The sequence below is a fragment of the Sporosarcina sp. P13 genome (assembly GCF_002743055.1).
Lineage (GTDB): Bacteria > Bacillota > Bacilli > Bacillales_A > Planococcaceae > Sporosarcina.
Map to the genome: position 1 here is coordinate 105031 of NZ_PDYM01000004.1, position 14956 is coordinate 119986.

Here is a 14956-nt window from a genome sequence, read left to right on the forward strand (position 1 = left end):
GAAGATCGTATGTATGAACCAATTGATCCATCTTTTTTTAACGCACCTGTTATAGAACTTGCCCGTAATCTTGTCGGGAAATATATTGTCCATGAACGAGCGGATGGTTTATTGGTTGTAAGGATTGTTGAAACGGAAGCATACCATGGACCAGAAGACCGTGCAGCCCATAGCTATGGTAATCGTAGAACAAAACGTACGGAAGTGATGTTTGGAGAAGCAGGTTCTGTCTATACATATCAGATGCATACCCATGTATTGATGAATGTAGTCGGCGCAAAGGAAGGTGTGCCGCACGCAGTTCTCATACGGGCAGGTGAGCCGATAGAGGGAATTGAGCAGATGAAAGAAAATCGTGGAAATCATATTAAAAAAGTGAGTGATTTAACGAATGGTCCCGGCAAGCTTTCAAAAGCGCTTGCCGTTACGATGGACTATTACGGTCATCACTGGACAGAGAAGCCGCTCTATATAGCAGAAGGCCTACCTCAAGCTGAAATCGAGGCAGGCCCGCGTGTGGGTATTGGAAATACAGGAGAAGCTGTCCACTACCCATGGCGGTTTTATGAGAAGGAAAACCCATTTGTTTCAAAGTACAGGAAATAATAAAAAGAGATAGAGGGTCAAGCGGTATTAACCGTTAAAGAGAAGAATAGGGGTTACTATGATAAAAGTATTAAAGATGGGAAGCGCATTTATCGGTATTATCATCGGGGCAGGGTTTGCTTCGGGCAATGAAATTATGACATATTTCACGAGTTTTGGGATAGCAGGAATCTTTGGCGCCATTCTTTGTACTGCGCTTTTTGCATATTTAGGCATGGTGCTGACAAGATTAGGCAGTCGTATGCAAACAAATTCTCATAAAGATGTCATCTATAAAATTAGTGGACGTTATTTAGGAATTATCGTGGACGGTATTATCATTTTCACACTATTCGGAGTTGGAGTCGTCATGTTGGCTGGGGCCGGAGCCAACTTAAATCAGCAATTTGGCTTACCGTCTTATTTTGGTAGCTTGTTGATGATTGTGCTCGTGTTTTTAACAGTGTTATTGAATGTAGACAAAGTAGTAGGCGTAATCGGGAGTATTACACCGTTTTTGATCCTCACCGTTATTGGTGTGTCCATCTACAGTCTGTCAACGATGGATACGACGTTTGCTGTGCTTGATCCTGTAGCGAAAGCCGTACCGACAACATTGCCGAACTGGTTCATCTCCGCGATCAACTACGTATCTTTCAATGTTGCAGTAGGGGCTTCAATGTCCATCGTAATGGGGGGAGCGGAAAAGAATGAAAAGACTGCAGCATGGGGCGGCTTCGTTGGAGGTCTTGGACTTGGTATTTTGATATTATTGAGTCACTTGGCGATATTCTCACAAGTAGACGCTGTGGCGGGAACAGAGTTGCCGATGCTTGCGGTCATCAATACTATTTCGCCAATTCTTGCCGTCTTTATGGCGATCATATTGTACGGCATGATTTTTAACACTGCTGTCAGTATGTTCTATGCATTCGGTTCTAGATTCATTTACAATGGCACAAAAAAGTTCAAAGTCTTCGTAGCGGCATCCTTATTGATTGGCTACGTTTTAAGTTTCTACGGATTTACAAACCTAGTTAGCTATTTTTATCCACTCGTTGGCTACTTAGGTTTGTTCCTAGTCGGAGCGCTAATTTTCGCAACGTTCCGCATGCCGCAACTGAAAAATAAAGAAGGATGAAAAACCCCCGCGAAGTTAATTCGCGGGGGTTACGTATGATTAAATTGTCGCTAATTCAAGTTGTACAGCTGGACCGAAGAATTCGTAATGAATTTTATCTTCAGGTACACCGATTGCAACAAGTTGTTGAATAACGAACTCCATGAAACCAGTAGGTCCACATACATAGATATCGCTATCTTTAATGATGTTTTCCTCTAGGAATTCGCGTGTGAAGATACCGTCTCCCTCTTCTGAATAAAGCGCTTTATACGTAGAGTTTGGTAACTTCGCGTTCAATTGCTCAAGCTTAGTCGCAAATGCTTGTTGGCTACGTGTACGTGCGGAGTGCAAGAATGCTACTTGACGTTCAGGAGTTACGTCTGCGATGGTTTGGTACATTGCTTTCATAGGTGTGATACCTACACCACCACTGATTAATGTTACAGGTGTTGTAGCAGTTGGCTCCATGTAGAATACTCCTGCTGGTGCACTTACTTCAATAATATCTCCTACATGCGCATCGTTATGCAAGTAACAAGAAACGACACCATTTGGTTGTAAAACATCTTCACGCTTAACTGAGATGCGGAATGTGTCTTCATTTGATTTTTGAGACAAGCTATATTGACGGTTGACGATATTTTTTGCACCCGGAATTGACATGCGAACTGTAATATATTGTCCAGGTAAGTAATATGGCAATTTATTTCCATCTACTGGCTTGAGATAAAATGAAGTGATGATGTCACTTTCTTGTACTTTATCAACAATTTCAAAGTCTTTGAACAACTTCCAGCCGCCATCAGCTTCTGCAGTATTTTCGTACATTTCTGCTTCTACTCCGATGAATGCGTCAGCAATGACACCATAAGCTGCAGCCCATGCATCGACGATTTCAGGAGTTGCTGCGTCGCCAAGCACTTCTTTGATCGCGCCTAGCAAATGCTCTCCTACGATTGGATAATGTTCTGGCAAGATTCCAAGTGATACGTGTTTATGTGCGATTTGCACGACTGCGGGTATGATCGCTGCTAAGTTATCAATATGCTGTGCTGCTGCGTATACAGTGTTTGCAAGCGCGGTCTGCTGACGTCCTTGAGATTGGTTTGCGTGATTAAAAATGTCTAGTAATTCCGGGTGTGCTTCGAACATGTTTTTGTAGAAAACAGTAGTAATCGTTTTACCATGTTGCTCCAATACTGGAACTGTGGATTTAATAATATCAATTGTTTTTTGATCTAACATAAGATAATGCACAACCTTTCTGTATTTGATATATTTATCATAAATCATTTTTTGGTTAAAAGCTATATACAAAATACATGTTTAAAAATTATATTATCAAACGGACACATTTCATTCAATAAGCTGACATTTTTTTCATTCTAAACCTCACTGCTTCTTAAGGACTTCTATGGAGAAAATGGTATAATGAAGAGAGTACAGAAAGTGGTGATACTATGCGTTTGACAATGTATACTGACTATTCATTGCGTGTTCTGATTTTTTTAGCTTCTAAGCAACCAGGTGAGTTATCTACTGTGCAAGAAATATCAGATGCTTATCAAATCTCAAAAAATCACCTCACAAAGATTGTCCATGAACTAGGGAAGTTACAATTGATTGAAACGATTCGTGGTCGTGGTGGTGGAATTCGTCTCTGTGTTGAACCGCAGGATATAAATGTCGGTGAGCTTGTTCGAAAAACGGAAGATGATTTTCATTTGGTTGAATGTTTTGATCCGACTAAGAATATGTGTGTTCTATCATCTGCCTGCCATTTAAAAGGTGTATTACATGAAGCGTTACAAGCATATTTTGCTGTTCTCGATCGTTATACAATTGCTGACTTTATTCGTAATAAAGATGAAATCCATTCTTTATTATTTTCGTCTGGTCAAACTTGAATAGTATGGTAGAATATATTTAGTAAACAGAGTGAAATAGGGGGAATTAAATGATGTCAAAAGTTTTAGTCATTGGGCATAAAAACCCGGACACGGATTCAATCGCATCTGCAATCACGTATGCGTACCTAAAGCAACAAATCGGAGTCGATGCGGAAGCGGTTCGATTAGGTACTATTTCAAAAGAAACAGCATATGCGCTCGAAACTTTCGGATTTGAAGCGCCACGCTTAATCGAAAATGCATCACCGGAAGTAACTCAAGTCATTCTAGTCGATCACAATGAAAGTCAACAAAGTGTAGATGACCTGGATAAAGTACAAGTGTTGGAAGTTATTGACCATCACCGAATCGCAAACTTCCAAACAAATGATCCACTATACTACCGCGCTGAACCAGTGGGCTGTACAGCAACGATTTTAAATAAATTATTTAAAGAGCATGGCATCGAAATACCGAAGAACATTGCGGGACTTATGTTGTCGGCTATCGTATCCGATTCTTTATTATTCAAATCACCAACTTTCACAGCACAAGACCAAGCAGCGGCTGACGAATTAGAAGCTATCGCTGGTGTAAATGCTGCAGAATATGGACTAGCAATGTTAAAAGCAGGAGCGGACCTGAGTGCTACACCAATTCAAGACTTAGTAAGCCTAGATGCGAAAGAATTTTCATTCGGCGATGTCAAAATAGAAATTGCACAAGTCAATGCAATTGATGTGCAAGACGTGTTGGGCCGCCAGGCAGAGCTTGAAGAACTACTCAATCAGGTCATTGAACAAAAAGGCTTGGATCTATTCCTGTTTGTTGTGACGGATATCATTAATAGTGATTCGGTCATCATTGCATTAGGAAAAGAAGCAGAACGTGCAGGCTCTGCATTTAATGTGTCGTTTAATAATAATTCTGCATTGCTAAAAGGTATCGTTTCACGTAAAAAACAAATTGTTCCAGTCTTGACTGAAGCATTATCATAATAAGTAGACTGTCTAAGAAATCGATCTGATTTCTTAGACAGTCTTTTTACTATCCCAAATCTAGCGGCTGTGTTGCAGGACCTTCGAGCACAGAGCCATCTGCACGAAAACGCGAGCCGTGACACGGACAATCCCACGTTTGATCGCCTTTATTCCAGCGTGTGCGACAACCCATATGCGTGCAAATTGGAGAGTCTGTTCTAGCGATATGTCCGCCAGTAAATTCTTTAATGGTGCGTCCGGTCAATGACAGCGCTCTGCTGAATAATGCCCCGAAATCCGTTCGTCCCGGTGAAAATAGTTCGCTAGCGGCATTAGGTTTTCCAACAATCGCGTCTGTAATAATCCGCGCACACGCCATGGAGTTGGATAGTCCCCATTTGCGATAGCCCGTACTAATATAGACATCTGGAGTGGTACTTGATATGGCGCCCGCGTAGGGTATCAAATCTGGTGTCGAGGGGTCTTGTGCAGACCACTGATAAACAATATCTGTGGATTCTAAAGTTGTTTTCAAATCAGCTGTCAGTCGATCATAAATAATCTGAGTCTCTTTTTCGGCCCCTGCTGGATGTGATTCGGCACATAGTAATATATACGATTGCCCATCAATTGTCGTCGTGCGTATTGAGCGCTTAGGATTATCTACCGCAATGTACTGCTGATCAAATGGAGTAGCTGTTTTTGCGGCCGCGATATAGGATCGTTCTACGTCTAGTTTAAGAACCTGCATGCCTTCTAGTGCTTCAATAGGGTAGTGCGAGCAAATGATTAGCTGCCGATAACTGACGATCTTGGACGAAGATAATTTAACAAAATGTCTGTCTGTATCAAGGGCAGCTACTTGGGCGTGTTCAATTATTCGTGCCCCCGCTTTCTCTGCTAGCTTTGCTAACTTTTGACCAAAGCGTACGGGATGAATTTGTGCTTCATTCTCAATGGTTAACGTATGGGACGTTTCAAACGGTAAGTCTACTGCCCCTTTACTAAATGTAAAAGGAATGCCTATCGCTTCATACGCTTTTTTCTCTTCTAATAATAAGTCAGTACCTTCCGTTGTTTGTGAAAATAGAACGGAGTGAGCAGTTTGTAATTCATTACTATCTGCAATAGAGCGTGCGAATTGTATGGCTTCTTCATTTGCTTGGAAATAAATCTTTGCATTTTCTACACCAAATTTTTCGATTAACTCTGCATAGACTAAATCATGTTGCACAGTTAATTTTCCTGTTGAATTTCCGGTTGCTCCTTGTAAAATACTGTTCTTCTCCAATAAAATAACATCTTTCCCTTGCTTCGCTAAAAAATAAGCGTTGGCTAGCCCACTTAGTCCACCACCAATAATTAGAACATCACATGATAAATCTTCTTCCACTGTTGGATAGGTCGTTCGGGGATAGGCGGTAGCAAGCCATAATGATTCGTTCATTTGCACACCTCATTCTAATAAGTTCAATTATCTTAAGCATTCATATTGTTGCCAAGTTTTCATGAATCTAAAATAGAGAATAAATAGGTGGAGCAAAAAAGTGAAGTGAACGTCAAAACTGTACTACTAATGTTAGTATGTTTCATGTAGTAATTGAAGAATCAACTTCAGCTTTTATAACGCCAACAATCATCTTGACGTGGATATTTTCACCAACCATAACACCGCCTGCTTCGATTGCGTGATTCCAGGTTAGGCCGTATTCCTTCCTATTTATCACGCCTTCTGCCAAATAGCTTGCGCTGAACGCACCGACTTCCAGTGGAGTAATGTAAAATAGTGCTTTCTTTGTTGTTTGTTTAATCGTCAAATCCCCGGTCATTCGGTATATGCTATCTTCGTGTGTATAAATCGATTGAGAAGAGAAGGTCATATGTGGAAATGTTTGTGCATCAAAAAAATCAGTTGAACATAAGTGTTGATCGCGTTCCTTATTGTTTGTATGAATCGAATGAACGGCTACTTAAAACGAATTGCGCTTCTCGTTAAGTCAGCTATATTTCCTTGTAGCTCGCCTGAAAAAGTTTCGAACGTTCCACTTACTTTGGAAACCATCATATGGGGAACTGAAAATCGGATGGTTGACTTCGCTTGATCCACCTTCCACTTATTCACTTTCACTCCTCCTTGTGGGCATTTAATTATGTAAACTCTTATGGAAAATCCCTTAAAAGTCAAAATGAAAAACCTTGTCAAAAAGCGGGATTGCAAGCATACTAATAGAGGAATAAGATTGTTTCCGTGAAAGAGGAGACAGGTAAATTGAAAGGACTTGATGTGAATGTCAAAACATCGATGGTTTAAAGATCTCAATACCAAAATACAAAGTGGTTGGTTGTTGCTTGATGAACCGCTAAATAAATACACAAAAACACGTTTGGGTGGCAAAGCGGATATTGTGGCGGCACCTGGAACTATAGAAGAAGTTCAAGCAGCCGTCACATATGCCTATGAACAAAACATTCCTATTTTATTATTAGGTAATGGCTCGAATATGGTCGTCCGTGATGGCGGTGTCCGTGGAATCGTCATATATATGGCGAACTTCAATCACATTGAAATTACTGGAGAAAAGATGGTGGCGGAGGCGGGCGCGCATATTATCGACGCGTCTAAAGCAGCTTCCAAAGCATGTTTGTCTGGTTTGGAATTTGCTTGTGGAATTCCGGGCTCTATTGGCGGTGCGATGGCAATGAACGCAGGGGCATACGGTGGAGAGATTAAGGATATTATTACCCAAGCTACGGTAATGGATGATACAGGGAAAATTTTCGTTCTTTCTAAAGATGAGTTAGAACTGGGCTACCGAAAAAGCATCATTACCACAAAAGGCTACTACGTTCTTTCTGCAGAGTTCCAACTCACGCCAGGTGTACAGTGCGATATTGATTCGACTGTAGCAGATCTAACGTTCCAACGTGAATCAAAGCAACCACTCGAATATCCTTCAGCAGGTAGTGTATTTAAACGACCTCCGGGTTATTTTGCGGGTAAACTCATTCAAGATAGCGGATTGCAAGGCAAGGGATTTGGCGGAGCAGAAGTATCGACGAAGCATGCAGGGTTTATCGTCAATAAAAAAAATGCAACCGCAACAGATTATATCCAGACAATCCAAATGGTAAAAGATGAAGTAAAGAAAAGGTTTGGTATCGATTTGGAAATGGAAGTAAAAATTGTTGGAGAAGAACTCCCCGAATGAATAGAAAAAACCTACAAGAGTCTTTGTAGGTTTTTTTAGTCATGAAATTTACACTGGATCTTGCTCGTATCAAGCACTTGATCATCTTCAATTTGGACTTGGCAAATTTTATTGTTTTGCATGAATTTGAAAACCCCGTTATTGAAATCGGTACCGATTTCTTTGAAGAAAATCCCTTCGTATTGAGCTTGCTTAGACAAAGTGAAGTTGATGCGGAAACCTTCTCCGTCTTGTATTAGATACGCACGCACACCTTTTTCAAATGAACCTTCTACTTCGCCTTTAATCGCACGATCTACTGAAACGACATGGAAGTCAACGAACGGAATTTCTCTCAGTAAGACATTCATAAAGGAACCTTTGGTGATTTCTTCCCAACGACTTTGTGCAGTCTGACCGATAATGATTTGTGTAATGCCGTACTGGTGAGCCACTTCCTTGATAATTTTCGCAGTCGGTCGCTTTTCGTCATCGCATATGATGAATGCTTCGACATCAAGCTCTTCCGCAAGTTCTTTCCATCGGTCGATATATTGAGACTTCTCCACATCAAATTCATCAAGTGGTGCTGGGTCCACGGTTAGGATATAGAGTGGACAGTCCATAATTGCTGCGATTTTATATCCTCTTTGAATGAGACGTTCACCATTTGGACCGTAATACACACAAACGAGAATACTCTCGTCCATACGGCTTTTCATTTTGCCCATAATGATTCTTCACCTCTTTGAATTCTATAGTACTCTTATAAAAGAGTAGTTGTTACACGTGATTGCGAACAGTATAGTGACCGCGCATTCTATGCGATTTCTTATAAAGTAGTGTATACTTTCGAGTAGAGAATGTACTCCCTGCTTAGAGTCTCATTATGCATAACGTATAGTGTTCAGTCAAGGGGGTCACAGGAGGTGTAATGTTGATAACCATCTTGCTGGCAATTTTCATTCCATTTATCGCAGCATGCCTGGTACCATTGATACATACGTTTTTGACGGGCCGGCGGATTGGTTGGTTTGTGATCGCGGTACCGTTAATACTATTCATTTTACTTTTTCGGTTAGTACCCTCGCTCTCAGATGGAACTACTTATTTATATACATTTCCATGGATACCTTCAGCAGGTGTCTATTTTTCCACGCATGTAGATGGTTTGAGTATGATTTTCGCGTTGTTAATTACGGGAATTGGTAGTCTTGTTGTCTTGTATTCCATCTATTATCTTTCTGAACGTGAAGCTATTGGTCGCTTTTATACGTATTTATTGCTGTTCATGGGTGCTATGCTCGGTGTAGTCTTATCGGATAACTTGATCGTTTTATATGTGTTTTGGGAATTGACTAGTATTTCTTCGTTCTTGCTGATCGCTTTCTGGTATCACCGTAAACAATCAAGATATGGTGCGAAAAAGTCTATGCTGATCACGGTGACAGGCGGCATTTTCATGTTGGCTGGATTTTTAATGCTTTATAAGATCACAGGAACGTTCAGTTTACAAGAATTGATTGGTATGCGAGAAATAATCGCTGCAGATTCGCTATTCATTCCTGCACTGCTGTGCGTATTGCTCGGTGCATTTACGAAGTCTGCGCAGTTCCCATTCCATATTTGGTTGCCGGACGCGATGGAGGCTCCAACGCCAGTCAGTGCCTATTTACATTCCGCCACGATGGTTAAGGCGGGAATTTACTTAGTAGCTCGCTTTACACCTGTATTTGCGGGGCATGCGTCTTGGTTCTATATTGTTTCCTGTGTCGGGCTGTTGACGATGTTGTGGGGATCCGTCAACGCGGTCAAGCAGACGGATTTGAAAGCGTTGCTGGCATTTTCGACGATTAGTCAACTTGGGATGATTATGAGTATGCTTGGTATCGGATCGCTTGCGTTCGCGTCGTCTGAAAGTACACATATTGCACTTTACACAGCCGCAACGTTTGCGGCATTATTCCATTTGATCAACCATTCCACTTTTAAAGGGTCCTTGTTTATGGTTGTTGGGATTTTGGATCATCAGCTTGGGACACGGAATATTAATCGATTAGGTGGCTTGGCGACTATCATGCCGATTACGTTTACGATTGCATTGATCGGCAGTTTTTCAATGGCGGGATTGCCTCCATTTAATGGGTTTTTAAGTAAAGAACTATTTTTCGAAGCAATGCTATCGTTGCGTGATGCAAACTTGCTAACTATGAATTCACTTGCTTTGTTGTTCCCGATCGTTGCATGGATCGGTAGTATCTTTACATTTATTTATTGTATGGTCATCGTCTTTCAGTCCTTTATGGGGAGAGTCCCTGCACCATTCCCTGGCCAGCGACCTGCTCATGAAGCACCAATTCAGATGTTGATTGCGCCAATCGTGTTAGGTAGTTTGGTGTTATTGATTTTCTTCTTTCCAAATACGCTCGGTACGTATATTTTAGGGCCGGCGATGCTCGCGGTCTATCCGCACTTAGAACAGATGGAAGGCCTAGTGCCGGAAATTTATGCGTGGCACGGCTGGAAACTGCCGATCTTCATGACGCTTGGTGTAGTCATCGCGGGGATTTTGATGTATCGCTTCTTACGTTATTGGAAAGGTGTCTACCGTTTGGGGATTTTGCAATTTACGTTAGATCGTTTTTACAATACATTTTTAATGTGGACTGAACGGATGGCGTCGGTAATTACCAAGTCATATATGACGGGTTCTGTGCGGGATTATGTTGCCTATATCATGTTGTTTTTTCTTGCATTCATTGGGATTGGTCTTATAGGTTTTCAACAGTTCATTTTCGACTTTTCGAATGACGCCCCAGTTGGAAGTAATGAAAGTCTCATTATTTTTGTCATGATGTGTTCAAGTATTGCGATCTTATTTGCTAAATCGCGTATTACAGCGATCATTTTGAATGGTGTTCTTGGCTATTCCATCGCGATATTATTTGTTGTATTCCGTGCACCAGATTTGGCGTTAACACAGATTATTGTGGAAACTGTGACGACGGTATTGTTCTTGTTATGCTTCTACTATTTGCCCGAGTGGCGGTCAGAGCGTCAGTCCGCCTCTGTGAGAGTGCGTAACGGAATTCTTGCTGTCGCTTCAGGCGTAGTGGTTACGGTAGTAGCCCTGTTAGTGCAAGGTCATTCGTTTTACCCTTCCATTTCCACTTATTATGAGACAACATCGCGCGTTCTTGGTGGTTTGAATGTGGTTAACACGATACTCGGGGATTTTCGTGCCTTTGATACGATGCTTGAAGTATTAGTATTGTTTATCGCGGGACTTGGTGTCTACTCACTCGTGAAGCTACGGCGAAAGAAGGGAGTGGATCAACCTGAAGAAAAATGATGTGATTTTACAAACAGTGACCAAAATCGTTTTCTTCATTATTTTGACATTTGGCGTGGAATTATTTTTATCTGGCCACAGCAATCCAGGTGGTGGATTCATCGGCGGATTGGTGCTCTCTTCTGCGTTTGTTCTGTTGTATTTAGTCTATGATATCGAGACGGTCCACCGTGGGACACCTTTTGATTTTAAGCGAGTTGCTGCATTAGGCGTGTTGTTGGCGGTTGGAACTGGGTTATTGTCTTTCGTTTTCAAGTTACCTTTTTTAACACAAGCGACATGGGTAGTTGATCTGCCAGTTTTCGGTGAAACGGAACTTGGAACGATGACGATTTTTGAAGCAGGAGTTGCACTGACCGTACTCGGTGTAGTAGTGACGATTATTTTGGGAATCAGTGAGGATGTGGAGTAATGGAGACATTAATTACCCTTCTGGTTGGTGTGCTTGTGGCGGTAGGGGTCTATTTGCTCCTAGCAAAAGAAATGTTACGGATTATTTTAGGGACAGCGATTCTTTCTCATGCGATCCATTTATTAATATTGACGATGGGTGGTTTGAAGAAAGGGGATGTACCACTTTTACAAGAAGGCGCAGCACAGTATACGGATGCCTTACCGCAAGCTCTTATTCTAACGGCGATTGTTATCAGCTTTGGGGTAACGGCATTTTTATTAGTATTATCTTATCGCGTCTATCAGGAATCTGGTCGAGGACCTGGATTGCGAGGGCCACGGGATGAATAATTTATTAGTGCTACCAATGATCCTGCCTGTTTTGGTAGGTGTCATCTTAGTCTTTATAAAGCCTTATATCCGATTGCAGCGACTAATAAGTGTATTGACGACAATCGCTTCTGCGGCTATCGCAGCTTATTGCTTGGAGCGCATTCATCGTACGGGTATTATGCGCTTGGATTTCGGAGATTGGTTACCGCCACACGGAATTTTGTTCGTAGGTGATTCGTTTGCAGTGCTGCTAGTACTAGTAGCTTGTGTAGTATCAAGTATTATTTTACTTTACGCGTTTGCTACAACTGGACTCGAGGCGGAGACGATGTTTTTCTATCCGTTCTTTCTGTTTTTACTGGCAGGCGTTAATGGTTCGTTTTTGACAGGTGATTTATTTAATCTATTCGTTTGTTTTGAAGTGATGTTACTTGCTTCGTATGTCCTGTTGACGCTTGGTGGACGCAAAACGCAATTGAAAGAAGGCATTACATATGTATTGATCAATGTGCTTGCTTCGTGGTTCTTCTTGCTAGGCATAGCGTATTTATACGGTGCACTTGGAACGTTGAATATGGCGCATATTGCAGTTCGTGTAGCGGAAGTTGGTCAAGGCCCATTGCTGTCGTTGATTGGTATTATATTCCTATTGGTATTTAGTTTAAAAGCGGGCTTGTTGCTGTATTTCTGGCTACCTGGCTCATATTCGGCACCGCCTACAGCAGTAGCTGCTCTATTTGGTGCATTGCTGACGAAAGTTGGTATATATGCGCTTTATCGGATGTTTACACTAATATTTGTCCATGATCCTTTGATTTATAAAATGATTGGCGTACTTGCAGTCGTGACGATGGTTGGCGGTTGCTTAGGAGCCATTGCCTATTCGGATATTCGACAGATCGTTTCGTATAACGTCATCATTTCAGTCGGTTTTGTACTGACGGGCCTTGCGATTGCTACAACTACCTCATTCCAAGGTGCTAGTTATTATTTGATACACGATATGGTCAGTAAAGCCTTGCTGTTTTTATTGGTAGGAACTGTTGTGTATTTGACTGGTCGTTCGAAGGTTAATGAAATCAGTGGACTCATTCGAAATTATCCGCTAGTTGGTTGGCTATTTTTCTTAGCTATGCTGGCAATTGCCGGAATCCCACCGTTAAGTGGTTTTATCGGCAAAGTGTATATGGGTTTAGGGGCTATTGAAACAGGCTCTTACGTTTTATTGGCTGTTGCATTTTTATCTAGTATAGGTGTGTTGTATTCATTACTCCGTATTTTCCTGAATAGTTTTTGGGGAGAAACAACGATCAGTGAAGATGATCAGAAACCATTTAAAAAGGCGATCGGATTACCGCTTGTGTTACTTGCGGTATTGAATGTTGGAATGGGTGTAGGTGCAGAGTTGCTTGCACCGTATATTCAAGATGTAGCGAATACTTTGGCTGATCCGCAACAGTATATCCAAGCAGTTCTCGATGAAGATGTGAAATAGGGAGGAGGAGACAGCATGCCAGTACAGCTTCTGCTGAATTTGTTCATCGCTTTTTTATGGATGACATTGATGGATGAAGACGAACTGAAATTTACGACGTTTTTCATGGGATTCTTAGTTGGGCTTGGCATTATCTTTGCTATGAGCCGTTTTTTCGGAACCCGCTTTTATTTGCGCAGAGTGTACGCTGCGTGTAAACTTCTGCTCATTTTCATACGAGAATTGACCGAGTCTAGTATCGTAGTCATTTCGCAAATTGTACGACCGACATTACGTATCAAACCAGGCATTTTTAAATACGAAACAATTTTGAGTAGTGATGTAGAAGTGACGATGCTGTCTATGTTACTGACATTGACACCAGGATCCGTCGTTATGGAAGTTTCTCCTGAAGGCAATGAACTCTATATCCATGCGATGGACGTTGAGGAATCGCGTGACGGCCTGATCAAGCAATTGAAGAACTTCGAGAAGGCCATTATGGAGGTGACACGATGATTGCAGGTATGCTTATGATTTCTGTAATACTATTTGCGTTGACGATACTAGTAGCCGTTATACGAATCATTTTAGGCCCATCATTGCCTGACCGTGTGGTGGCGTTAGATGTCATTGGCGTGAATTTGATCGCAACAATTGCAGTTGTGTCAGTTATGATGAACACGAAAGCATTTTTGGAAGCGATTTTGATTTTGGGTATTCTGTCTTTTATCGGTACCATTGCATTTTCGAAATTTATTGAGAGGGGGAAAATCGTTGAACGTAGGCGAGATGGGTGAATTTGCAGGAGCTTTGTTAATCTTGACAGGTGCGATTGCGAGTATTATTAGTGTGTTTGGCTTAATTCGTTTACCGGATGTCTATACTCGATCACATGCAGCGACTAAGAGTTCAACACTCGCTGTCCTATTGACTTTGTCGGGTGCATTTGTATTTTTTTTATTCTCGGAAAATTTTATCAGCGTCCGATTATTACTCGGTATCGGTTTTGTCTTTTTGACTGCACCTGTAGCAGGTCATGTAATTATTCGCGCAGCATACCGTTCGAAGGTGAAGCTTGCAGATATTTCAACGGAAGATGAATTATACGAAAAAATTCATGGGGAAAATGCAGATAAAGCGTTATGAACACAATTCAAACAGTTATTTGAATGAATGGTGTTTTCTTGCAAGTTTCTATATAATTACCTTAAATGAAGACGTCGAAATGAGGTGACGAAATGGTTAACCAAGATGCATGTGAAGTGACGATTGTACATGAAGATGTAGTCCGAAAAATTCGGAAAGAGCTCCCGGATGTAGCGGAGATGGTGCAAATATTTAAAGCGTTAGCAGATGAAACTAGACTGCGTATCGCCTATTCCTTAACATTGGAATCTGAAATGTGTGTCTGTGATGTAGCGGCGGTCATTCAATCTTCATCAGCCACTGCTTCCCATCATCTGCGCTATTTGCGTGAACATTCATTGGCCAAGTCAGAAAGACGTGGAAAAATGGTATACTATTCTTTAGCAGATAAGCATGTTGAAGATTTGGTTAAAATTGCGTATGAACATGCGATTGAAGTACAACAAACCACGTAAGTTAATGAGCTAGTAGGGCGCTTGTCGAACGGCAA

18 protein-coding genes are annotated in these 14956 nt (G+C 41.4%); 13 read left to right on the plus strand and 5 right to left on the minus strand.

All coding sequences use genetic code 11. The annotated features are described in order from the left end of the window. Window positions 1-9 precede the first annotated feature (9 nt). Both CSV79_RS03765 and CSV79_RS03770 read left to right on the plus strand, forming a co-directional pair. Window positions 10-606 carry a DNA-3-methyladenine glycosylase gene (locus CSV79_RS03765; RefSeq protein WP_099687691.1) on the plus strand — a complete coding sequence of 199 codons (597 nt, stop codon included), beginning with the start codon at window positions 10-12 and terminating at the stop codon, window positions 604-606. Between the two features lie 58 nt (window positions 607-664). Next, entirely contained in the window at window positions 665-1726 is a 1062-nt protein-coding gene (locus tag CSV79_RS03770; RefSeq protein ID WP_099687692.1) for a YkvI family membrane protein, read from the plus strand. Between the two features lie 39 nt (window positions 1727-1765). On the opposite strand, the gene hmpA is transcribed toward CSV79_RS03770, so the two are convergent. After that, a complete protein-coding gene (gene hmpA / locus CSV79_RS03775) occupies window positions 1766-3001 on the minus strand; it encodes an NO-inducible flavohemoprotein (protein WP_143560533.1) in 1236 nt (411 codons plus the stop codon). A gap of 167 nt (window positions 3002-3168) precedes the next feature. Between hmpA and CSV79_RS03780 the strand changes: the two genes are divergently transcribed. Then, the gene (locus CSV79_RS03780) at window positions 3169-3615 is read left to right on the plus strand and encodes an RrF2 family transcriptional regulator (RefSeq protein ID WP_099687694.1); all 447 of its coding nucleotides are present in this window, start codon (window positions 3169-3171) and stop codon (window positions 3613-3615) included. A 53-nt stretch (window positions 3616-3668) separates the two neighbouring features. Then, window positions 3669-4595 (plus strand): manganese-dependent inorganic pyrophosphatase, encoded by a 927-nt coding sequence (locus CSV79_RS03785; RefSeq protein WP_099687695.1) that lies wholly within the window; start codon window positions 3669-3671, stop codon window positions 4593-4595. Window positions 4596-4644: 49 nt separating this feature from the next. Here CSV79_RS03785 and CSV79_RS03790 read toward each other — a convergent pair whose 3' ends face one another. From CSV79_RS03790 to CSV79_RS17255, 3 genes are all read right to left on the minus strand, one after another. After that, window positions 4645-6024 carry an FAD-dependent oxidoreductase gene (locus CSV79_RS03790; RefSeq protein WP_099687696.1) on the minus strand — a complete coding sequence of 460 codons (1380 nt, stop codon included), beginning with the start codon at window positions 6022-6024 and terminating at the stop codon, window positions 4645-4647. 142 nt (window positions 6025-6166) lie between these two features. Then, window positions 6167-6532: a YceI family protein gene (locus tag CSV79_RS03795; protein WP_099687697.1), complete on the minus strand. Its 366-nt coding sequence runs from the start codon at window positions 6530-6532 to the stop codon at window positions 6167-6169. An 11-nt stretch (window positions 6533-6543) separates the two neighbouring features. Then, complete coding sequence (locus CSV79_RS17255) at window positions 6544-6699, minus strand: YceI family protein (protein ID WP_158232458.1); 156 nt, start codon at window positions 6697-6699, stop codon at window positions 6544-6546. Between the two features lie 166 nt (window positions 6700-6865). Between CSV79_RS17255 and murB the strand changes: the two genes are divergently transcribed. Next, window positions 6866-7786, plus strand: a complete 921-nt coding sequence (murB, locus tag CSV79_RS03805) for a UDP-N-acetylmuramate dehydrogenase (RefSeq protein ID WP_099687699.1) — start codon at window positions 6866-6868, stop codon at window positions 7784-7786. A gap of 35 nt (window positions 7787-7821) precedes the next feature. Here murB and CSV79_RS03810 read toward each other — a convergent pair whose 3' ends face one another. Then, on the minus strand, window positions 7822-8496 hold the full coding sequence (locus CSV79_RS03810; protein ID WP_099687700.1) for an adenine nucleotide alpha hydrolase family protein: 675 nt from the start codon (window positions 8494-8496) through the stop codon (window positions 7822-7824). Window positions 8497-8699: 203 nt separating this feature from the next. On the opposite strand from CSV79_RS03810, the gene CSV79_RS03815 reads away from it, so the two are divergent. The 8 genes from CSV79_RS03815 (at window position 8700) to CSV79_RS03850 (ending at window position 14921) form a co-directional block, all read left to right on the plus strand. After that, window positions 8700-11117: a Na+/H+ antiporter subunit A gene (locus CSV79_RS03815; RefSeq protein WP_233201354.1), complete on the plus strand. Its 2418-nt coding sequence runs from the start codon at window positions 8700-8702 to the stop codon at window positions 11115-11117. Then, window positions 11104-11529 (plus strand): Na(+)/H(+) antiporter subunit B, encoded by a 426-nt coding sequence (locus tag CSV79_RS03820; protein ID WP_099687701.1) that lies wholly within the window; start codon window positions 11104-11106, stop codon window positions 11527-11529. Before CSV79_RS03815 ends, CSV79_RS03820 begins: the two co-directional genes overlap by 14 nt. Continuing rightward, window positions 11529-11861, plus strand: coding sequence for a Na(+)/H(+) antiporter subunit C (locus CSV79_RS03825; RefSeq protein WP_099687702.1), 333 nt, complete (start codon window positions 11529-11531; stop codon window positions 11859-11861). Before CSV79_RS03820 ends, CSV79_RS03825 begins: the two co-directional genes overlap by 1 nt. Continuing rightward, window positions 11854-13338 (plus strand): Na+/H+ antiporter subunit D, encoded by a 1485-nt coding sequence (locus CSV79_RS03830; RefSeq protein ID WP_099687703.1) that lies wholly within the window; start codon window positions 11854-11856, stop codon window positions 13336-13338. The genes CSV79_RS03825 and CSV79_RS03830 overlap by 8 nt, the downstream gene beginning before the upstream one ends. Window positions 13339-13353: 15 nt before the next feature. Next, window positions 13354-13836, plus strand: a complete 483-nt coding sequence (locus CSV79_RS03835; RefSeq protein ID WP_099687704.1) for a Na+/H+ antiporter subunit E — start codon at window positions 13354-13356, stop codon at window positions 13834-13836. Further along, window positions 13833-14117: a Na(+)/H(+) antiporter subunit F1 gene (locus CSV79_RS03840; protein WP_099687705.1), complete on the plus strand. Its 285-nt coding sequence runs from the start codon at window positions 13833-13835 to the stop codon at window positions 14115-14117. Before CSV79_RS03835 ends, CSV79_RS03840 begins: the two co-directional genes overlap by 4 nt. Beyond that, on the plus strand, window positions 14095-14466 hold the full coding sequence (mnhG, locus tag CSV79_RS03845) for a monovalent cation/H(+) antiporter subunit G (RefSeq protein ID WP_099687706.1): 372 nt from the start codon (window positions 14095-14097) through the stop codon (window positions 14464-14466). Before CSV79_RS03840 ends, mnhG begins: the two co-directional genes overlap by 23 nt. A 92-nt stretch (window positions 14467-14558) precedes the next feature. Then, window positions 14559-14921 carry an ArsR/SmtB family transcription factor gene (locus tag CSV79_RS03850; protein ID WP_099687707.1) on the plus strand — a complete coding sequence of 121 codons (363 nt, stop codon included), beginning with the start codon at window positions 14559-14561 and terminating at the stop codon, window positions 14919-14921. The last annotated feature ends 35 nt before the right edge of the window (window positions 14922-14956 follow it).

What these genes read in the sequence shown, in the direction of transcription:
- CSV79_RS03830 (WP_099687703.1), top strand. Translation starts at nt 11,854, where the DNA reads ATGAATAATTTATTAGTGCTACCAATGATCCTGCCTGTTTTGGTAGGT.
- CSV79_RS03785 (WP_099687695.1), top strand. Translation starts at nt 3,669, where the DNA reads ATGTCAAAAGTTTTAGTCATTGGGCATAAAAACCCGGACACGGATTCA.
- CSV79_RS03770 (WP_099687692.1), top strand. Translation starts at nt 665, where the DNA reads ATGATAAAAGTATTAAAGATGGGAAGCGCATTTATCGGTATTATCATC.
- CSV79_RS03835 (WP_099687704.1), top strand. Translation starts at nt 13,354, where the DNA reads ATGCCAGTACAGCTTCTGCTGAATTTGTTCATCGCTTTTTTATGGATG.
- CSV79_RS03815 (WP_233201354.1), top strand. Translation starts at nt 8,700, where the DNA reads ATGTTGATAACCATCTTGCTGGCAATTTTCATTCCATTTATCGCAGCA.
- CSV79_RS03840 (WP_099687705.1), top strand. Translation starts at nt 13,833, where the DNA reads ATGATTGCAGGTATGCTTATGATTTCTGTAATACTATTTGCGTTGACG.
- murB (WP_099687699.1), top strand. Translation starts at nt 6,866, where the DNA reads ATGTCAAAACATCGATGGTTTAAAGATCTCAATACCAAAATACAAAGT.
- CSV79_RS03790 (WP_099687696.1), bottom strand. Translation starts at nt 6,024, where the DNA reads ATGAACGAATCATTATGGCTTGCTACCGCCTATCCCCGAACGACCTAT.
- CSV79_RS03825 (WP_099687702.1), top strand. Translation starts at nt 11,529, where the DNA reads ATGGAGACATTAATTACCCTTCTGGTTGGTGTGCTTGTGGCGGTAGGG.
- CSV79_RS03810 (WP_099687700.1), bottom strand. Translation starts at nt 8,496, where the DNA reads ATGGGCAAAATGAAAAGCCGTATGGACGAGAGTATTCTCGTTTGTGTG.
- CSV79_RS03850 (WP_099687707.1), top strand. Translation starts at nt 14,559, where the DNA reads ATGGTTAACCAAGATGCATGTGAAGTGACGATTGTACATGAAGATGTA.
- CSV79_RS03780 (WP_099687694.1), top strand. Translation starts at nt 3,169, where the DNA reads ATGCGTTTGACAATGTATACTGACTATTCATTGCGTGTTCTGATTTTT.
- CSV79_RS03765 (WP_099687691.1), top strand. Translation starts at nt 10, where the DNA reads ATGTATGAACCAATTGATCCATCTTTTTTTAACGCACCTGTTATAGAA.
- hmpA (WP_143560533.1), bottom strand. Translation starts at nt 3,001, where the DNA reads ATGATTTATGATAAATATATCAAATACAGAAAGGTTGTGCATTATCTT.